Source organism: Pseudovibrio sp. Ad13 (assembly GCF_001623225.1).
Classification (GTDB): Bacteria; Pseudomonadota; Alphaproteobacteria; order Rhizobiales; family Stappiaceae; genus Pseudovibrio.
Genome location: NZ_LMCC01000006.1, coordinates 164,855 through 179,795 on the forward strand (window position 1 = coordinate 164,855; position 14,941 = coordinate 179,795).

The window sequence follows — 14,941 nt, forward strand, 5'->3', positions numbered from 1 at the left end:
GATAATGAAAAACGCTCTTTTAGGTGGTCTTGCTGCTGTTGGCCTCCTTGCTGCACTTCCAGCTACAGCTTCTGCTGAAGAACTCAACATGGTCTGTGGTGCTGAGCAGGACTGGTGTGAGCTGATGGCACGCGGTTTTGAGGATGAAACCGGCAATGAAGTTCTGATGGTTCGCAAAAGCACTGGCGAAACACTCGCTCAGGTGCGTGCAGAAGCAAGCAACCCTAAGATTGACGTATGGTGGGGCGGTACAGGCGATCCACACCTGATCGCAGCATTTGAAGGCCTGACACAGGATCCGGGTGTTGACACCAGCGACCTGTTGGGCTGGGCATCCAACATGCACAAGATCTCAAATGGCGGCACTGTTGGCATCTACGCTGGCGCACTCGGCATTGCGTATAACGCTGAAGTTCTGGAAGAGCGCGGCCTGCCAGCTCCAGCTTGCTGGAAAGATCTCACAAACCCTGCTTACACCGGCGAAATTCAGGTTGCGAACCCGAACAGCTCCGGCACTGCTTACACTGAGCTGGCAACATTCGTTCAGCTGTTTGGTGAAGATGAGGCCTATCGTCTGCTGACCGAAATCGGTAAGAACGTGAACCAGTACACAAAATCCGGTTCCGCACCAAGTAAAGCTGCTGCTCGCGGTGAAACCACCATCTCTATCGGCTTTATGCATGATATGGTGAAACTAGCAGGTTCCGGCTTCCCGCTGAAGATCGTAGCGCCTTGTGAAGGTACTGGTTACGAAGTTGGCGCTGTGAGCGTGATCAAAGGTGCAAAGCACCCTGAGCTGGCGAAGCAGTTTGTAGAATACGCTCTGCGTCCAGACGTTCAATCCCGCTCTATTGAAGTGAAGTCCTTCCAAGTTCCTTCCAACTCCAAAGCATCCGTTGCTCCTGAGTCTCCAGATCTGGCAAGCATCAAGCTGATCGACTACGACTTTGCGACATATGGTGAACGTTCCACTCGTGAGCGCCTGCTGAAGCGCTGGAACGAAGAAGTTAAAAACGCTTCTCACTAAGTAAATCGAGCGTTGAAGGGCGGACTTATTCTCTGTCCGCCCTTCACCCTACATGCGTTGCATCGTATTCGCGCTTGCGCCAATACAAAACTCTCGGATCAACATCATGCGAAAGACAATTGCGCTCTGGCTCGCCGCCGGAATAGTGGGATTTTGCATATTTCCCTGGTACTCAGTAGAAAGCGGCTTTTGGTCTTTTAGCTGGTTGTTCAGCGAATTCCTTAGCGAAGACGCCGCACCTGCCCTCTTCCAAGCTCTGCTTTTTGGCCGCTGGTGGTTTGTTCCATTAGCATTGGCATTCGTTGGCATCGGCCTGTCGTTTGCTTTGCTGAAAGACGAACGCACCCGGGCAAAGGCCCTTGTTATTCTGTCTATGACAGGCCTTGCTCTGTTGTTTGCGCAGGGCTTTGCAATTGGCAGAGTTGGACCAGAACTGTTCATTGATACGCTTAACTTCGGTTCGGCAGCTGCAGGTCAGGTTGGCTTTGGCTCCGGGGCGATGATCACCGCCGGTGCTCTCCTGTTCATCCTCACCACAAGCATTTCTGGTCTTGGTCAGGGCCGCGGTGATGCGTTCATCGTTGGCAGCATCGGCCTCATCATTGCTTTGGTGATTACCTTTGTTTTCTATCCGGTTTCCCAAATCCTCATCCGCGCTTTTCAAGTGTCAGATGGCAGCATCGACATAACTGCTTTCTTCGGGCGGTTCTTTTCCAGCGATATCTGGAGCCTTGCCTGCCTTGCCGGCGGCAGAACTTGTGGCCCGGCCTGGAACTCCGTTTTCCTCGCAGTGCTTACCGGTGCTGGTACAACCCTCCTCGGCCTTGCCTTTGCGTTGGTCGCGACCAAAACCGCGTTTCCTGCGAAAAAGCTGCTGCGCATTCTCACCATTATTCCAATCATTACTCCTCCCTTTGTGATTGGTCTGGCGCTGATCCTTATGTTTGGTCGCGCGGGTGTAGTGACAGATGTGCTGCATGATGTTTTTGATATCTCGAAAAGCCGTTGGCTCTACGGTTTCTCCGGCATTTATCTCGCGCAGCTGCTTTCTTTTACGCCGATTGCCTTCCTCGTGCTCATCGGTGTGGTTGAGGGCGTTAGCCCTTCAATGGAAGAAGCCTCTCAAACCCTCAACGCATCCCAGTGGCAGACCTTCAAGAACGTCACATGGCCTTTGATGCGTCCGGGTTTGGCAAATGCCTTCCTGCTTGGCTTCATTGAGAGTATCGCCGATTTCGGCAACCCACTTGTGTTGGGCGGTAACTTTAATGTCCTGTCTACCGAGATCTACTTCGCCATTGTTGGGGCTGTGGCCGATCCATCCAGAGCCGCTGTCCTGGCTGTGGTTCTGCTCACCCTCACCCTATCTGCCTTCGTGGCGCAACGCCTGTGGCTTGGCAAAAAATCCTACGCAACCGTCACCGGTAAAGCTGACTCCGGCCAGCATTCGCCACTTAACTCTGCGCTAAAGTGGACATGCTACGGCTTTGCACTGCCATGGGCTGCGTTCACAGCTGTTGTCTATTCCATGATCGTGTTCGGCAGCTTCGTGAAGCTTTGGGGTTATGACAACACCTTCACGCTGGATCACTACATCCGCGCGTTCTCCGTCAGCTTCAACAATGGTATTCGTTGGACGGGTGTGGCGTGGGACAGTTACTTTACTACGCTGACCATCTCCACCATCGCGGCTCCCCTCACCGCTGTCGTTGGTCTGCTCACTGCCTACCTGCTGGTGCGTCAGAAGTTTGCTGGCAAGAACCTGTTTGAATTCAGCACAATGCTCAGCTTTGCCATTCCGGGCACTGTGATTGGTGTGGCTTACATCATGGCCTTCAACACACCACCAATCGAGCTGACTGGCACAAGCATCATCCTGATCATCGTGTTCGTGTTCCGCAACATGCCTGTGGGTGTGCGTGGTGGTATCGCGGCTATGTCTCAGCTGGATAAGAGCCTTGATGAAGCTTCCATCACCCTTGGTGCCAACAGCTTCACCACTGTTCGTAAGGTGATCCTGCCTCTGATAGGGCCTGCCATTCTAGCAGCTCTGGCTTACAGCTTTGTTCGCGCTATCACTTCTGTGAGTGCGGTGATCTTCCTGGTGAGTGCACGTCACAACATGGCGACCTCGTTCATTGTGGGCCGTGTTGAACATGGCGAGTACGGTATTGCGATTGCGTACTCTTCTGTGCTGATCATCACCATGCTCGTAGCGATCCTGCTGCTGCAGGTCGTCATCGGGCAGCGCAAGTTGCGCCGTCAGAACCGTCTGCAAACCTCAAACAAGAACAAAGAGCTGGCTTCAGCTTAGTCCTAGAGTTTCTGGAGTAAATCATGTCTATTATGCAAAAAGCAGGCTCTGTACAGTTCCGGGATGTCGTCAAAAAATACGGTTCTGTCACCGCACTGAAGCCTCTCAATCTGGAAATCCAGCAGGGTGAACTTGTCACTCTGCTCGGCCCAAGTGGTTGCGGCAAAACCACCACCCTGCGTCTCATCGCCGGGCTGGAAGCCGCAACTGAAGGCACCATTTACATCGGCGGTAAGGACGTCACGCACCTGACCGCGACCTACCGGAATGTCTCCATGGTGTTCCAGTCCTACGCGCTGTTCCCGCATATGAGTGTGGTCGACAACGTGTCCTACGGTCTGCGTGTCAACAAGGTGCCTGCGAAGGAAGCCAAAGCCAAAGCGGAAGAAGGCTTGGCAATGGTTGGCTTGGCTGGGTACGGCGAACGTCTGCCAAGTGAACTTTCTGGTGGTCAGCAGCAGCGCGTGGCCGTCGCTCGTGCTGTTGTGCTGGAGCCTGAAGTTCTGCTGCTTGATGAGCCGCTCTCAAACCTTGATGCTAAGCTACGTCGTCACGTACGTGAAGAAATCCGTGAAATTCAGCAGAAGCTTGGCCTGACTGCCGTCTATGTGACACATGATCAGGAAGAAGCGATGGCTGTTTCAGATCGGATCATCGTGATGAACAAAGCGGAGATTGCACAGTCCGGCACACCGCGTGAGCTCTACAACCAGCCAAACTCTGCGTTTATCGCAGACTTTATTGGGGATGCAAACGTGGTGGACTGTGAAATTGCTCGCTTTGGCGAAGGCACCGTCTCTGTGAAGGTTGGTGGGGCATCCATTGTTTTGCCGTATAGTGGCCCGGCCTGCAGTCACGGCAAACTCGCGATCCGGCCAGAAGGCATCACCGTCACACAAGATGGTACCAATGGCATTGCTGCAGGCGTTGCTTACGCAGCGTATCTCGGCAACCAGATCCAGTACTCCCTTGACACTGGAATGGGCAAGCTGTTCGCCATTGACCACAACCTGAGTGCAACAGTTCTTCCAACAGGCGCAGAAGCCTTCATCCATCTCAAAGAAGAGGGGCTGGCCTTTTTGCCAGAAGCATAAGGGTTAGGACGGCCACCTCCATCCGCGCCCTCTCTTCTAAAACAGAAACCCGGAGATCCCCCTCTCCGGGTTTCTTTGTGTCTGGCTCATGAGAATGTGTGGGGTGCATGAGGTGTAGATACCTGCATAAGCTGTACTTACCTGCATTTGCTGACTAAGTTTAGGTGGTCCTGCAGTTTTGGGAGGTAGGCCATGGCGAAGAACATAGTGGTGTTTTCAGACGGAACCGGTCAGGAGGGCGGCGAAGGCCCGGACACGAACGTCTATAAGCTCTTCAGGATCTGCGAGAACAGAACCAAGCGGCAGGTGCTGTTTTATGATCGCGGCCTTGGGACTAAAGCGCATCGCTCTCGTTTCACGCGTTTTCTTGGTAATGTCACCGGGCTTGGCATCAGCAAAAATCTGATGGAATGCTATCAGTTCATCTTTGAGAACTATCAGGCCAAGGATAAAATCTATCTGTTCGGCTTCAGCCGTGGAGCCACCACCGTGCGCAGCCTTGCGGGCTTCATCGAGATGTTCGGTATCCTGCCAAAGTCACGACCAGAACTGATCGCGAAAGCCTACAAGATTTACCAGATCAGCGACACTCATGAGAGGAAAGCCAAAGCGCTGGGGTTTCGCGAGAAGCACCACAATATGTGGGCGGACGTTGAGTTCATTGGTGTGTGGGATACGGTCGCGGCGCTTGGCCTGCCATGGAAACCTCTTTCAGCAGCCGTTAATAAACTTCCCGGCTTTAAACATGAGTTCCATGACCTGACATTGCCTGCAGGCGTAAAGAACGCCTACCATGCGCTGTCCATTGATGATGAGCGCGAAGTGTTCCATCCAGTCTTATGGAACGAGTCCACTGTTGCCAACCAGATCATGCAGCAGACGTGGTTTGCGGGTGTGCATACCGATGTGGGCGGTGGGTATGAGGATGCGCGTTTGTCGGACATCAGTTTCAAGTGGATGCTAGAGCATGCAGAGCGAAATGGCTTGCGCATTCATGAGGGCAGTCGCAAAGCGTTGCTTGCCAAGATGAACCCTGATGAAACGGGAATGATTCACAATCCGCGTGAGGGCATCTTCGAGTATATCTACAAAGTGAAGCAGAGAATGTGGCCGCAGCTGGACTTGAACGCACGAGAACGCGGGCAACCGCACGTTCATCCGAGTGTGCTTAAGCGGGCGAACAACCCTGAAATCAGCTACAAACCCTGGATGATAGACAAAAACCCGATTGAGGAACCGCCGATCAAACGCACGGCGCAAGAGCGGCAACCCGAAACATCTTAGAAAAAGAAATGTCGGAGCAGATGTTCCTGCCCCGACTAGATTTCTTGTGAAGGTCACTTGGTTTTCCGATGACCTGTGATCATCGGTGTGACCAGATCTTCCCGCTTCCACAAACGGTAAAAGAAGATCGCTGCCACGTGCAAAACCACCAGAATAAGCGTCGCACGGGCCAGAATGCCGTGCCACGCCAATGCTGTGCGGGCGCTGTCGATGCCCACCCATGAAGCTAGCGGCCCCACATTGATGTAGTCTTCCGGATCTACAAACAGACCCAGCGCCGCCTGCGCTCCGATAACGCTGAGCAGAAGGAAGACAAACAGGCCGCCAAGCGGGTTATGTCCCTTCCAGTTGCTTGCCTGCCGTTTTGGCAGTTTGGCGATGTAAGACAGCAGTGCTTTGGGGCTAGAGGTGAAGCTTGAGAAACGGGATGTCTCAGAGCCGATGAAGCCCCAGAGCAGTCGAAACGCAATGAGGGCGAGCACTGCATAACCAAACCAGAAATGCAGCGTCATAACGTCTGGCCCGAACTTGCCCAAACCCCACGCGGCGGCAACACAGCCGGCGAAAAGCCAATGGAACAGGCGCAGCGGCAAGTCCCAGACACAGGTGCCTGTTTTCTTGTGCGTTTCTACATAATGGTCAGTGCTCGCAACAGTCATTGGTTAAAAGTCCTTTGCGCGGAATTCTTTGTGGCAACCTTTGCAAGTGCCGCCAAGTTTACCCAGTGCTTCGCCCAATGCAGGACGACCTTCTCCGGCTACTTCGTTGAGTGCAACGAGTGCCTGATAAAAGTCTTTTCCCTTGGCCTGATAACTTGCCATGTCTTCCCAGATCACTGGAAGGGCGCGGGTTTTACCTGGTAGGTCGGCGTTGGATGTGCCTTGAGCGTAAAGGCCCGCTGCATTGTAGCTGGCGACCGTCATCATGTTGCTTGCAGCAGTTTTTGCTTTCTCAGCACTGTACTCAACTTCGCCTTTTGCCATGCCTGCCAGAGCGCCCATATCATGTCCGAGTAGGGTGAAGTAAGCGCGGCGGGCTTCTACGACATCGTCTTTGGTTGTGTCTGCTGCAAAAGCTGAAGTTGCAGTCATAGCGACCAGCGCAGTGATCAATAGTTTACGCATGGATTTCTCCGTGTTTGTTAATTGCCTAGTATTTGATGGGGTGTTTTTGTTTTGATTGCTCTATCCGAAATAAATTATCTGGCGCTGTGTAGGCTTGCAGTATCTATTTCTTGTCTCTGACTAGTTTATTTATGTATTTACCCGTACAAGACGGATTTTATCTTTCTTTGGATTAGAATAGTCGAGTGAAATATTGCTTCAACGGGAATGTTGTAATAGTTTGTCGCAAGGTGTAACGAGCGTTTGCATAGATTATGCAGGCACGGCTTCCTCAATCAAATGTCCCTCATCCATCGTCAGAATACGGTTAGCCAGTTGCAGGATGCGGTTGTCATGCGTCACCATCACCGTGGTGATGCCGCGTTTTTCGCCCAGCTCTTTGAGCAACTCGACCACCGTCAGCCCGGTGTCCTTGTCCAGAGCTGCCGTCGGTTCATCTGCGAAGATGACATCTGGTGAGGAGACGAGTGCTCGTGCAATGGCAACGCGCTGCTTCTGCCCGCCGGAAAGATGGGCAGGCAGATAGTCACTGCGATCTTCCAGCCCCAGAATGCCGAGCATATGTCGTGCAGCTTTCTCCTGCTGCGCTGCATCGACTGTTGCCTTCACGCCGTTTTGGTGAACTTGCAACCCCATCAGCACGTTTTGGGTCGCTGTCAGGCTTTCGTGCAGGTTATGCGCCTGAAAGATAAAGCCAAGGCGTCGCCGCAGCATGATCTTCATCGTTTCGTCTGCACTGTGCAGTTCATGCCCCAGTAAGGCAAGCTGACCTTTTTGTACATCGCGCAGACACCCCATGAGCGTCAGCAGCGTGGTTTTGCCAGACCCGGACGGACCCATCAGCACGGTCAGGCTGCCTTTTTCGATCTCGAAGTTAACGTCGAATATGGCCTGCTTACGAGCTTCTCCTTCACCAAACCAATGGTTGAGACCGGAGATGCTAATTGGGGCATGTGGTGTGTATGTCATCATCTGCGCCCCCTAAAACAGATCCGCTGGATCAGCATGTGCCAATCGACGCGTTGCAATAGTTCCAGAAAGCGCACAGGCGGCTAACGTGCCGAGGAAGACAATAAGCGCTCGCCCAAGAGTAAGCCCCACCGGCAACCCGGATTTCAACGCCAGCATTTTGTAAATGCCCATGGCAGCGAACACACCGGGGAAGAAACCGAGCACGGCCAAGACCATGGCTTCCTCAAAGATGATGCTGAGGAAGAACCCTTCACTGAACCCCATCGCCTTGAAGGTTGCATACTCCTTCAGGTGATCGGCCACATCCGTGCTAAGAACCTGATACACGATGACGATGCCCACCAGCACGCCGATGATGGTGCCAAACCCGAAGATGATACCCACTGGCTTTTCTGAGGTTTGGTAGGCTTGTTCATCTGATGCTGCTTTGGCAAAGCTGCGAATTTTCAGGGTATCTGTCGGCAATACCTGCTTCAGCAATTCTACCACCCGCTCAACAGAGGTGCCTTCTTGTACCTTCAGCAAGATGTGGTCTGGCGCACCGGAACTGCGGGAGGGCGAGAGACGGAGGACGCTCTGGTCAGACATCACCAGATTGCCATCCGCACTAAAGCCAGCTCCAATCTGCAAGGTGCCGATCAGCTTGATCTGACGGTTGTTCATTTCAAACACAGCGGGTGTTTCAGGTGAAAGTGAGTTGAAGAACTCCTCTGTTCCACCACGTGTTTTGCGGTCTACCAGTGCAGTATCGGGCAAAGCCAACTGCAAAAACTGAGGGCGTAAGACCGGAGCCATGAAATCAATGGCTTCGATGGGTAGCCCAACCAGTTGCAAACCAGCAATCTGGTCTTTCTGCACCCGCCAATCCACCTTGGCGATGTAAACAGGAGCGGCTGCTGCAACCTCTGGCAGGGTCAGCGCCTGCAGCATGTGCACACGGGCAACATTGCCGCCTTCGGTGAGGGACTTGGCATCAGACGCGGAAATCAGAATGTCCGCCTCAAACAGCTCATAGGGCTGCAAAGTGGAGCCAGTCAGAGCCCCCATCATGCCGAGCTGCACGAACACCAACACGTTGGCAAAAGCCACCCCAGCCAGTGCGGCGGCAATGCGGCCTTTGTTGTGCGTCAGCTGCAACCAACCAATAGGCAATCGGCCCAGCATCCATGTGAGAAAACGGGTCACTTCGCTGCCCCATCGTTTACTGGCTGAAAGTATCCGAGGATCTCCAGGTTGGTGAGGTTCGCCGCCAGTTCAGATGATGTCTCGTCCAACGTCACAACAACTGTCACCACACGGGCATCCGTGTTTGCGGCGGGGTCTACGCTAATGATGTTTTGTCGTCCGACGATCAGCCCGATCTCTGTCAGCGTTCCGCGCAGTTCCTGCGTCAAAGCTTCTGCGCGTAATATAACGGCATCGCCAATGTTCAGACGGCCAATCTGGTTCTGGTAAATCTCCATTTCCGCAGTCATTTCGCGGGTGTTGCCAAACTCAATGAGGCCAGCAGAAGACGGGCGCTCACCGGGTTGCACCAACAGATCCAGCACGGTGCCATCAAACGGTGCACGGACAACAGATTTTTCGAGGTTTACTTCAGCGGTGCGCAAAGCGATTGCAGCAGATTGTAACTTGCGTTTGGCGAGTTCTACATCCGCCTGAGAGAGATCGGCTGAACCACTGTAGCGCTGCAAGGTTGCCACCTTGCGAGTTACATCCAGTAAAGCGCTTTCAGCCTCAGCTTCTGCGCGGTCCAATTGCGCTTGTGTAACAACCTTGCGGGCAAACAGAGAATTGGTGCGCTCCAGTTCCGCCTGTGCCAGATCCGCGTTGGTTTTGGAGCGGTTGAGATCAGCTTCGTTCTCCACCTGGCTGGCTGTGATAGAGAGCTGCACCTGCCGGAGGGAAGCTTCAGAAACCGCTATTTCCGCCTTAGCCGCTTCAACACTGGCTTCCAGTGAAGGGCGATTGTCCAACAAGGCGAGCACAGTGCCTGTCTCAACCCAATCACCGACTGAGATTGGCAACTCCGCAATGCGGGCATCCCCTGCTCCGAATGGCAAGGCTATGGTAGAAACGCCGTCCCGCGGGATCAGCTTACCAAGTGCCACCACAGCGCCAGCTTCCAGCGCTTTAATGTCTTCTTTGGTCACTGTCGTGTTGATTGGAACGGCAATTTTCTGATTGCTTCCGCCACCTGGCTCCAGCCCTGTCATCTCATAAAACAGGCGTAGGCCAGCGGGTTGGAAGTACATGCCCATGACACCACCGGTGAACATGATAGCAATGAAGACAGGGACAAGCAGAATAATCCGCTTGAATGGCAAACCCTTGCGAGCATTACCCGAAATAGACGAAATGCCCGTGTCTTCCAAAGGCAAATCTTCGTTTGGCGCATTGTGATGGGTCACAGGACCACCTCTGCTGTGACTTGTTAATTATTACTTTCTAATATTCTAATATGAAAATCACGCAACCCAAAAATTGTACGGATTTGTAACACAGGTGGAATTTGAGTTTTGGGTGTGTTTGGTGATGCTCGAGTAACACCGGAGCTATCTGATTATCCCAACGAAAGCGAATTTATCGAACGGTGCTAATTTCGTCGCATCCCGTCTTCAAGTTCAATTCTTCCAGTTCCGCGCAAAGTTCAACGACTGCTTCTCTTAGTTCGTCAGGGCTATCAGCGAACTCATCATCAATTTGTGCAGATAAGTTACAGCCCGTTTTCTCTTGGAACATTGTGACCGCTCGCATCAGTTGATCAAAAACATGTACAGCTGATGGGGTCAGAGGAGGCGTGATGCTAAAGGTTACTTCAATAAAGTTTTGCTCACCTGATGCGACCAACTCCGGTAGGACATATCCTATCTTACCGTCATTCGGTTCGAGATCCAGATTAGATAGTCAGTTTGTCCTGTCGGGTCTTCCCACTGGAAGCAATCCATATCTCCCCATTTGAACCCCATTGTGTGCAATAGGTTCCATACCTCTTTGCCATCAAAAGTCTGGTTTGCATCAAGGTAGGCGGTAATGCTTACACAATCTGGTGCCAGATTGTTGATCGTCTCAACGCGTTCGAATTTTTCAAGGATATAATCTTTGCTGAGACTTGAGGACGAAAAGCCAAAGGGTAACGATGTAAGAAATGAGCTCAGTGCCTCTTGCGCTTTTAGAACGATCTCAGGGCTTGTCTCGGAGAACTCATGTGGGGACCAGCTGGCAATCAACTCTTGCCCCTCAGTTGGTGCATCTGAAGAACTTAAGTATGTTGTTATGCCCTTCGGTGTCACGACATAAAACTCCGGTGTCAGCTCTAAGCTGGGAGGGATTTCTTCGAGAGCACTTCGTAGAGCTTTACAGAGAAAAACTTCGCGGGCCTTGAAGCGAGAGATAATGTCGATATTCCAGTTTGGTTCGACATTTTGGTCTTCGAGAGGTTGACCGCTTAACTCCTGAGGCAGAGTAATTGGTGGTGGGATCAGATCTATTATATGTGGAAGTTTGGCGGTTCCAGGTATAGCTTTTTCGACTCTCTCACCAGATAAACTGGAGGGAACCTCTTCTAAATCACCTATGTTCAAATCTGAGGGTGTTTGCTGGATGTTCTTGTTCTTTGATGAAAAAAGTTTCCTTAGCAACTTCATCATTTTGGTCCAGCTTCCTTCAAAGACTGCCCAACACAAGATCAAGAAAATCTCGTTGAAAGATAGTTGGGGAGAGATTTCACAAAGTAGCTTTCTTTAGTTCAAGCTACTCTAGGCAGTATTTGCGGCATCTAATTGCGCAGTCAATATAAGATTGTAGCCAGTCAGATATCTCGGTAGCACTCAATAATCGAAACTTCGTGTTGATTTTTCTGTCTTTGCTTTCTCTGAGAAGAGTACGATTTCACCTGAACTGCCTGTTACCGCAGCTCAGGTTTTATTCGTTTCACTTAAGCTCTCGCTGCCTGCAGAGTGTCCTCTTCTGCGATGCGGGTGAGGAAGGTGTCTACTTCGGCGGAGAGGTCGTTGGTGACTTGTTCCAGCAGGGCTGAGGACTGGTTGGCAGCTCCCGCTTCTGTGGTTGTCTCGTTGATAGCGCCGCTGACGGAGACAACGTTGCTGGCGGCAAGAGCTGTTCCGTCTGAGGCAGCCTGAACAGCCTCTGCAATTTCTGCGGTTGCCATTTGCTGTTGTTCAACGGCGTCAGAGATGGAGGATGTCAGCTCGCTGATCTCTTTTACCGCTGCCGTGATGGAGCCAATAGCTTCTACGGTGCTGCGGGTTGAACTCTGAATGTCGTTGATCTGCGCTGAGATCTCCTCGGTGGCATGGGCTGTCTGGCTTGCCAGAGTTTTCACCTCTGTGGCCACCACTGCAAAGCCTTTGCCTGCATCCCCTGCCCGCGCAGCTTCAATTGTTGCGTTGAGGGCCAGCAAGTTGGTTTGCTCGGCAATATCACGAATGAGGTTGAGGACAGTTCCAATCTGCTCAGCGGACTTTGCAAGTGCAATGACTTCGTTGTCCGTGGTCTGCGCAATTTCAGAGGTCGACGTCACCAGCGTATTGGCGCGTGTGGATTGGCTAGAAATCTTCTGGATGGAAACAGAAAGCTCCTCTGCTGCCGCTGCAACGGTCTCTACGTTTTGCGATGCGCTGGCAGAGGCTTCCCCCGCGCTGTTGGCCTGCTGGGTTGCCTGATTGGCAACATCGAACAGGCGCTCAGAAGAGCTGCGCATTTCCATGGACTGGTTGGAGAGCATGGATACATTGCGTTCCAATACCACGCGGAACTGTTCCACAACCTCTTCTTTTTGCTGTTGGCGAGATTGTTCGCGGGAGCGTTCGATCTTTGCACGTTCTTCCAACTCGCGGCGGGCGATGGCATTTTCGCGAAACACCATGACCGCATCCTGCATCTTGCCGATTTCGTCTTTGCGGGCAGCCAGATTGAGGTTCACATCAACAGCACCAGAGGCAAGCTCATCCATTTTAGAAGTGAGCGAAACGATTGGTTTGCTGAGGCTGTTAGCCAGCCAGAGAGCAAAACCAAGTCCGCCAAGACCTGCGATCAATGCAAGGCTGAGAGAAATGATGTTCAGCCGCCGTGCATCCGCATTGGCCTGTGCAAGTGCTGACTGACTGGCGGTAACGGTGGATGATACAATCGCGTTGATGGAAGCCCGAAGAGCCTGATTGTGGCGCTCGATCTTCTCTTTGGTTGGGATCATGCGGGATGGTGTAATACCCAGCAGGATAGCCGCATCTTTACTCCAGTTTTTAAAGCTAGTCTGTGCTGAGAGAACGGCCTGCCGCATTTCGTCATTGAGCGCAACCTCTAGGGTCTCCTCAATATCCATGCCCAGAGACGCGTTGATGTCTTTGAACTCACGGCGAAACTCTTCGGGCTCAATGAACGTGGTCATGGCGAGTGCTGTATCAACCACCTCTTTGGCGTGCTCAAAGTCGTTGACAATGGTGAAGGAAAGGCGCTGTGCTTCCAGCGCTTTCAGCGTTACACGGCCAAGGTTTTCACGGCCTTCGGCTGCCTGCCAGACGAGGAATGCCATCAGCGCCATTGCGACGATGATGAGGCTCAGGATCGGAATGAAGATTTTACTGCGAATAGTCATGGATCCGGCCCTTAGTTTGGCAGCGTTGGCATTGGTGTTTCAGTCCGCTCGGCGGTGAGCGAAACAAGGAATGCCTTGAGGTCCTGAACTTCCCGTTCAGACAGCTCAAGCGGGCGGACATGCTCGGAACGGGATGGACGCTCAATGCCGCCAGCATTGTAATGCGCGATCATGGTTTCCAGATCAGGAATGCTGCCATTGTGAGTGAATGGCGCACGGTAGGTCAGGTTGCGCAGGCCCGGAGTTTTGAAAGCAAACTGGGCTTTGGGATTGTCTTCCTCATAAAGCCCGCGGCCAATGTCTTCGGTCGGTGTGCCAATGTCATGAAACTTGTTGTCGGTGAAGTTCCAGCCTGTATGGCAAGGCGCGCAATTGCCTTTGCCGTTAAACAGCTCAAACCCACGTTTCGCAGAGGTTGAGATCGCGCCTTCGTCTCCCTCAACCCAGCGGTCAAATGGGGACCAGCCAGAAACAACCGTGCGCTCATACGTGGCGATTGCGGTCAGCACAGTGTCGCGTGTGATGCCATCCTGCGGGAAGACAAGGCCAAACCATTTGTTGTAACCGGGAATCTCATCCAGGATTTCGACGATGGCTTCGAATTTGCCATCCATCTCTTCCGGATTGGTGATTGGCCCGGCGGCCTGCTCTTCCAACGTCTCGGCGCGGCCATCCCAAAACATTGGAGCAACCCACGCGGCGTTGAGGATTGTTGGAGCCTGACGCCCAAGCAAGGTGTTGGCAGACCCAACGGCGGTCGGAACAGGTACTTCATAGCCAAAAGATGGGTTATGGCAACTGACGCAGTTGATGTTTTTATTGCCAGACAAGCGAGGATCGAAGAACAGCATCTTGCCAAGTGTCGCCATCTGCGGAGAATACGGAGCGCTCTCCGGAAACGGGATCTCCAGCGGTCTGCGATATTGCTCTTTGAGTGAGTTGATGTCTGCAGCACTCAGGGGAAATGAGGTCAGCCCCAATACAATGGCAGCAGACACATGGCCTACAACTCTTCCTAGAAATGGCATGATGCTCTCCCCTAAGCAAATATAAGGGAGATCCCCTAGCTGAAGAGGAGTTAACGAATGCCTTATCGATTGTTTTGATTAGGCACCATCACTGATATGTGATGTGAGATCAGATGACTTTCCACTGTTACGATGAAAACCCACGCATATACAGAAGGTTAAGAAATATGGGCTGCCTACAAATTATGTATTGTGCTGGCTCTGTGAGTTCATCGAACCTCCATAAATATGCGCAGCGCATACGCATGGCAGTAAGTTCTACAGCTTGACTCCACTAAGAATCTCTTTTGCGCCTCGTCAGTTGAGCCCAGTTGAACCAGTGCCCTCAATTTTCAAAGCTTGTGACAAGAGAGTGCCCCGTTAAGGTTTGACCCTATCTCTTTGTTGATGGAATCGAACGGTCTGCGTTGCTGGAAAACCAGTTGCATATCAGCCCTTTCCGTTAACGTATATCTACCTGACAAACCTGCACATTGTCAGA

The 14,941-nt window shown here is 52.3% G+C and carries 13 protein-coding genes; 4 read left to right on the forward strand and 9 right to left on the reverse strand.

Features of this window, described 5'->3' with window-relative positions; all coding sequences use genetic code 11:
• Positions 1-4: 4 nt before the first annotated feature.
• The 4 genes from PsAD13_RS10065 (at position 5) to PsAD13_RS10080 (ending at position 5,719) form a co-directional block, all read left to right on the forward strand.
• Positions 5-1,027, forward strand: a complete 1,023-nt coding sequence (locus tag PsAD13_RS10065) for an ABC transporter substrate-binding protein (RefSeq protein ID WP_057462451.1) — start codon at positions 5-7, stop codon at positions 1,025-1,027.
• Between the two features lie 106 nt (positions 1,028-1,133).
• Positions 1,134-3,341, forward strand: a complete 2,208-nt coding sequence (locus tag PsAD13_RS10070; protein WP_063318177.1) for an iron ABC transporter permease — start codon at positions 1,134-1,136, stop codon at positions 3,339-3,341.
• Positions 3,342-3,364: 23 nt separating this feature from the next.
• Positions 3,365-4,435 (forward strand): ABC transporter ATP-binding protein, encoded by a 1,071-nt coding sequence (locus PsAD13_RS10075; protein ID WP_063318053.1) that lies wholly within the window; start codon positions 3,365-3,367, stop codon positions 4,433-4,435.
• Between the two features lie 192 nt (positions 4,436-4,627).
• Positions 4,628-5,719 (forward strand): DUF2235 domain-containing protein, encoded by a 1,092-nt coding sequence (locus tag PsAD13_RS10080; RefSeq protein WP_063318054.1) that lies wholly within the window; start codon positions 4,628-4,630, stop codon positions 5,717-5,719.
• A gap of 53 nt (positions 5,720-5,772) precedes the next feature.
• On the opposite strand, the gene PsAD13_RS10085 is transcribed toward PsAD13_RS10080, so the two are convergent.
• The 9 genes from PsAD13_RS10085 to PsAD13_RS10120 form a co-directional block, all read right to left on the reverse strand.
• Positions 5,773-6,378, reverse strand: coding sequence for a cytochrome b/b6 domain-containing protein (locus PsAD13_RS10085; RefSeq protein WP_063318055.1), 606 nt, complete (start codon positions 6,376-6,378; stop codon positions 5,773-5,775).
• A gap of 3 nt (positions 6,379-6,381) precedes the next feature.
• Positions 6,382-6,843 carry a cytochrome c gene (locus PsAD13_RS10090; protein ID WP_063318056.1) on the reverse strand — a complete coding sequence of 154 codons (462 nt, stop codon included), beginning with the start codon at positions 6,841-6,843 and terminating at the stop codon, positions 6,382-6,384.
• 252 nt (positions 6,844-7,095) lie between these two features.
• Positions 7,096-7,815, reverse strand: coding sequence for an ATP-binding cassette domain-containing protein (locus PsAD13_RS10095; RefSeq protein WP_244275137.1), 720 nt, complete (start codon positions 7,813-7,815; stop codon positions 7,096-7,098).
• Positions 7,816-7,824: 9 nt separating this feature from the next.
• Positions 7,825-9,000 (reverse strand): FtsX-like permease family protein, encoded by a 1,176-nt coding sequence (locus PsAD13_RS10100; protein ID WP_063318057.1) that lies wholly within the window; start codon positions 8,998-9,000, stop codon positions 7,825-7,827.
• Entirely contained in the window at positions 8,997-10,226 is a 1,230-nt protein-coding gene (locus PsAD13_RS10105) for an HlyD family efflux transporter periplasmic adaptor subunit (protein ID WP_063318058.1), read from the reverse strand. The genes PsAD13_RS10100 and PsAD13_RS10105 overlap by 4 nt, the downstream gene beginning before the upstream one ends.
• Positions 10,227-10,398: 172 nt before the next feature.
• Positions 10,399-10,665, reverse strand: a complete 267-nt coding sequence (locus tag PsAD13_RS27570) for a hypothetical protein (protein ID WP_153040870.1) — start codon at positions 10,663-10,665, stop codon at positions 10,399-10,401.
• 17 nt (positions 10,666-10,682) lie between these two features.
• A complete protein-coding gene (locus PsAD13_RS10110; RefSeq protein ID WP_063318059.1) occupies positions 10,683-11,465 on the reverse strand; it encodes a hypothetical protein in 783 nt (260 codons plus the stop codon).
• Between the two features lie 287 nt (positions 11,466-11,752).
• A complete protein-coding gene (locus PsAD13_RS10115; protein WP_063318060.1) occupies positions 11,753-13,432 on the reverse strand; it encodes a methyl-accepting chemotaxis protein in 1,680 nt (559 codons plus the stop codon).
• A gap of 11 nt (positions 13,433-13,443) precedes the next feature.
• Positions 13,444-14,460, reverse strand: a complete 1,017-nt coding sequence (locus tag PsAD13_RS10120) for a cytochrome c peroxidase (RefSeq protein ID WP_063318061.1) — start codon at positions 14,458-14,460, stop codon at positions 13,444-13,446.
• Between the last annotated feature and the right edge of the window lie 481 nt (positions 14,461-14,941).

Bases quoted from the DNA above. Each gene is read 5' to 3' on its own strand.
- PsAD13_RS10065 (WP_057462451.1), top strand. From the start codon at position 5: ATGAAAAACGCTCTTTTAGGTGGTCTTGCTGCTGTTGGCCTCCTTGCT.
- PsAD13_RS10070 (WP_063318177.1), top strand. From the start codon at position 1,134: ATGCGAAAGACAATTGCGCTCTGGCTCGCCGCCGGAATAGTGGGATTT.
- PsAD13_RS10075 (WP_063318053.1), top strand. From the start codon at position 3,365: ATGTCTATTATGCAAAAAGCAGGCTCTGTACAGTTCCGGGATGTCGTC.
- PsAD13_RS10080 (WP_063318054.1), top strand. From the start codon at position 4,628: ATGGCGAAGAACATAGTGGTGTTTTCAGACGGAACCGGTCAGGAGGGC.
- PsAD13_RS10085 (WP_063318055.1), bottom strand. From the start codon at position 6,378: ATGACTGTTGCGAGCACTGACCATTATGTAGAAACGCACAAGAAAACA.
- PsAD13_RS10090 (WP_063318056.1), bottom strand. From the start codon at position 6,843: ATGCGTAAACTATTGATCACTGCGCTGGTCGCTATGACTGCAACTTCA.
- PsAD13_RS10095 (WP_244275137.1), bottom strand. From the start codon at position 7,815: ATGATGACATACACACCACATGCCCCAATTAGCATCTCCGGTCTCAAC.
- PsAD13_RS10110 (WP_063318059.1), bottom strand. From the start codon at position 11,465: ATGATGAAGTTGCTAAGGAAACTTTTTTCATCAAAGAACAAGAACATC.
- PsAD13_RS10115 (WP_063318060.1), bottom strand. From the start codon at position 13,432: ATGACTATTCGCAGTAAAATCTTCATTCCGATCCTGAGCCTCATCATC.
- PsAD13_RS10120 (WP_063318061.1), bottom strand. From the start codon at position 14,460: ATGCCATTTCTAGGAAGAGTTGTAGGCCATGTGTCTGCTGCCATTGTA.